The sequence below is a fragment of the Paenisporosarcina sp. P4_E4_2 genome (assembly GCF_056401595.1).
Genome location: NZ_JBFUJC010000330.1, coordinates 1 through 3,501 on the forward strand (window position 1 = coordinate 1; position 3,501 = coordinate 3,501).

Here is a 3,501-nt window from a genome sequence, read left to right on the forward strand (position 1 = left end):
GAGGGAATTCATACCGTTTTTGGCTCCTCAAATTTATACCCCAGTCCCCTAATGGTTTTAATAAATATAGGTTTACGGCTGTTGTCTTCAATTTTATCCCGTAAATGACTGATGTGAACGTCAACGATGCGAGTGTCGCCTGCAAAATCATAATTCCAGACGGCACTTAACAATTGGTCACGTGTCAGCACTCGATTTTTGTTTTCCATGAGATATACAAGCAGTTCAAATTCTTTCGGAGTAAAGTCCAAAGTATCCTCACTTAAAAATACTTCAAAACGTTCGGGATACACACGTAATGGACCAAATTCAAAACCTTGGTCATTTCCTTTTTGCGACGTTTCATCAACTGAAGCAGTAAATCTCCTTAAGACTGCTTTGACACGTGCTGTTACTTCTCTCGGACTAAATGGTTTGGTCATATAGTCATCCGCACCCAATTCAAGACCCAGCACTTTATCAAACTCATCATCTTTTGCTGTTAGCATGATGATGGGCGTATTGATTTTTTGAAGACGCAAGGCTTTGCAAACTTCCATGCCATCCATTTTGGGCAACATAAGATCAAGTATAATTAAATCCGGCTTTTTTTCTAAAACAGCATCATAACCTTCTTGGCCATCACTCGCCGTCTCAACAACAAAACCTGCTTGTTCCAAATTATATTGAAGTAAAGTTGCGATTGAACTTTCATCATCTACTACGAGAATTTTCTTTGACATGTTTTTGCCCTCCACCTTCGATTTAAAACCCCCATCTTAAACCGAAAGAGCTCTCTAGAAATTATCCATTGATTGTGCTGTTAATTTGTTTTCCAAACGTGGAGGGGTAGACGTAATTTTGCCTTCAATCACTGTCTCACCATCTTCATTTGTTGCAGTTACTTCAATTTCAACTAAGTTTTTTTCGACATTCACAGAAATCACTTGAAGTAAGAAATCAATTGTTGCGTAATGGTATACCGGTTTTGGAAAAGCTAAATGCTGTTCTACGATATGTGATCCTGGACCAGGCAAATACTTTGAAACGGCTGAAGTAACAATGCCCGTCAGCATAATAGCAGGTACTATCGGTTTTTCAAAAACCGTTTGTGAAGCGAAATCATGTTGGATATACAATGGATTCCCATCGTTCGTTAATCCTAAATATAATAGTAAATCTTTATCTTCGATCTTTTCAGTCAGCTTTAATTTTTCTCCAACTGACATTTCTTCTACTTTTCTGCCGAGTTTACGTTTTTTCCCCAATAACATGTGATGTCCCCCTCTGTTCCTGTTATCTCTACATTAACATAGTATCAATACCTACCAAAAAAATCGAGCGGGGAAATCCCGCTCGATTCTTATCCGAAGCTTTTCGTTAATTACACAAGAATTTCCATAACGTTACGTACTGAAGCAGCTGATTTTTCCAACTCAGCTTTTTCAGATGCTGTTAAATCAAGTTCGATAATCTGTTCAATTCCACCAGCACCTAAAATTGTCGGAACGCCAAGGTAAATACCTTCTAAACCATATTCACCTTCCAGATAAGCGATTGATGGCAATACACGACGTTGATCTTTCAGGATTGCTTCAGCCATTTCAACTATAGCAGCAGCGGGTGCGTAGTATGCAGAACCGTTTCCAAGAAGGTTTACGATTTCTGCTCCACCTTTACGCGTGCGTTCCACTATTTCAGCCAAACGATCTGCAGGAATCAATGTTTCCAATGGAATTCCTCCAGCATATGAGTAGCGTACCAATGGTACCATATCGTCACCGTGGCCACCAAGAACGAAACCTGTGATGTCTTTAACGGACAAGTTTAATTCTTGAGCAACGAAAGTACGGAAACGTGCTGAATCGAGTACTCCAGATTGGCCAATAACACGCTCTTTAGGGAACCCAGATTCTTTGTATACTGTGTAAGTCATTGCATCAACTGGATTAGTTAATACAATAATCGTTGTGTTTGGAGAATGTTTAATGATTTCACCCGTAACAATTTTCATGACTTTTTGGTTTGTTTGGACCAAATCGTCACGGCTCATGCCAGGCTTACGAGCAATTCCAGCGGTGATGATAACGATATCTGAGTCTTTCGTATCTTCATAGCTAGAAGTGCCGATAATGTTTGCATCAAATCCTTGAACAGGACCAGCTTCCAACATATCTAACGCTTTCCCTTTAGTTGGGTTTTCCATTTGTGGAATATCAACTATTACAACGTCTCCTAGTTCTTTTTGAGCTAATAGGAATGCTGTTGTCGCACCTGTAAATCCAGAACCGATTACTGAAATCTTTTTACGTTTCAATGTCATCAGAAAACTCTCCTTTTGTATAAAGCTTTATTAAATGAAACTAATGATTAAAAATCAACAGTACTATATAACATAGCTTTGTATAAAAAAGAGGGCCGAGGCCCTCTTTCTAAAAATAGTGTTTTACTATGCAATTGATTAAGTGAAGTCGCTAATCGTGATGTCTAGCGCCGGTGTCGAGCTTGAGTAGGCTTCTACACTTTTCTCTTAAAGATTTTTGATTAATTCGTCAGCGAACTCAGAACATTTAACTTCAGTTGCACCATCCATTAAACGAGCGAAGTCGTAAGTTACAACTTTAGAAGAAATTGTTTTTTCCATAGAGTCCATAACTAATTTAGCCGCTTCATTCCAGCCAAGGTGTTCAAGCATTAATACACCTGAAAGGATAACTGAAGATGGGTTTACTTTATCAAGACCAGCGTATTTAGGAGCTGTACCATGAGTCGCTTCGAAAATAGCATGACCTGTCAAATAGTTAATGTTTGCTCCTGGAGCGATACCGATACCACCAACTTGTGCAGCTAGTGCATCAGAAATGTAGTCACCGTTCAAGTTCATTGTTGCAACAACATCAAATTCGCTTGGACGAGTCAAGATTTGTTGTAGGAAGATATCAGCAATTGAATCTTTCACAAGAATTTTACCAGCAGCTAATGCTTCTTCTTGTGCTTTGTTCGCAGCTTCTGTACCTTGATCCGCTTTAATTTGATCGTATTGATTCCAAGTGAATGTTTTATCAGCAAATTCTTGTTCTGCCACTTCATAGCCCCAAGTTTTGAAAGCTCCTTCAGTGAACTTCATGATGTTCCCTTTGTGAACAAGTGTTAATGACTCGCGGCCTTCTTTGATGATGTAGTTTAATGCAGCACGCACCAAACGTTTAGTTCCTTCTTCAGACACTGGTTTGATCCCGATACCAGAAGTTTCAGGGAAACGGATGTTTTTTGTACCCATTTCATTTTGTAAGAATTCGATGATTTTTTTCACTTCATCAGAACCTTTAGCAAACTCGATACCTGCATAGATATCTTCAGTGTTTTCACGGAAAATAACCATATCTGTATCTTCAGGACGTTTAACCGGTGAAGGTACTCCGTCGAAGTAACGAACTGGACGTAGGCATGTATATAAATCCAATTCTTGACGCAAAGCAACGTTCAAAGAACGAATACCGCCGCCAACCGGAGTCGTAAGAG

At 39.3% G+C, this 3,501-nt stretch carries 4 protein-coding genes; all 4 read right to left on the reverse strand.

Annotation, left to right across the window (positions count from 1 at the left end; all coding sequences use genetic code 11):
- Positions 1–8 precede the first annotated feature (8 nt).
- Positions 9–722, reverse strand: coding sequence for a response regulator transcription factor (locus AC1DSB_RS16515; protein WP_016426692.1), 714 nt, complete (start codon positions 720–722; stop codon positions 9–11).
- Between the two features lie 54 nt (positions 723–776).
- The gene (locus AC1DSB_RS16520; RefSeq protein WP_477531953.1) at positions 777–1,253 is read right to left on the reverse strand and encodes a MaoC/PaaZ C-terminal domain-containing protein; all 477 of its coding nucleotides are present in this window, start codon (positions 1,251–1,253) and stop codon (positions 777–779) included.
- Positions 1,254–1,363: 110 nt separating this feature from the next.
- The gene (gene mdh, locus AC1DSB_RS16525) at positions 1,364–2,302 is read right to left on the reverse strand and encodes a malate dehydrogenase (protein ID WP_477531952.1); all 939 of its coding nucleotides are present in this window, start codon (positions 2,300–2,302) and stop codon (positions 1,364–1,366) included.
- A gap of 207 nt (positions 2,303–2,509) precedes the next feature.
- Positions 2,510–3,501: NADP-dependent isocitrate dehydrogenase (gene icd, locus AC1DSB_RS16530; RefSeq protein WP_477587139.1), on the reverse strand; the 992-nt coding region annotated here is incomplete at its 5' end.

Bases quoted from the DNA above. Each gene is read 5' to 3' on its own strand.
- AC1DSB_RS16515 (WP_016426692.1), bottom strand. From the start codon at position 722: ATGTCAAAGAAAATTCTCGTAGTAGATGATGAAAGTTCAATCGCAACT.
- AC1DSB_RS16520 (WP_477531953.1), bottom strand. From the start codon at position 1,253: ATGTTATTGGGGAAAAAACGTAAACTCGGCAGAAAAGTAGAAGAAATG.
- mdh (WP_477531952.1), bottom strand. From the start codon at position 2,302: ATGACATTGAAACGTAAAAAGATTTCAGTAATCGGTTCTGGATTTACA.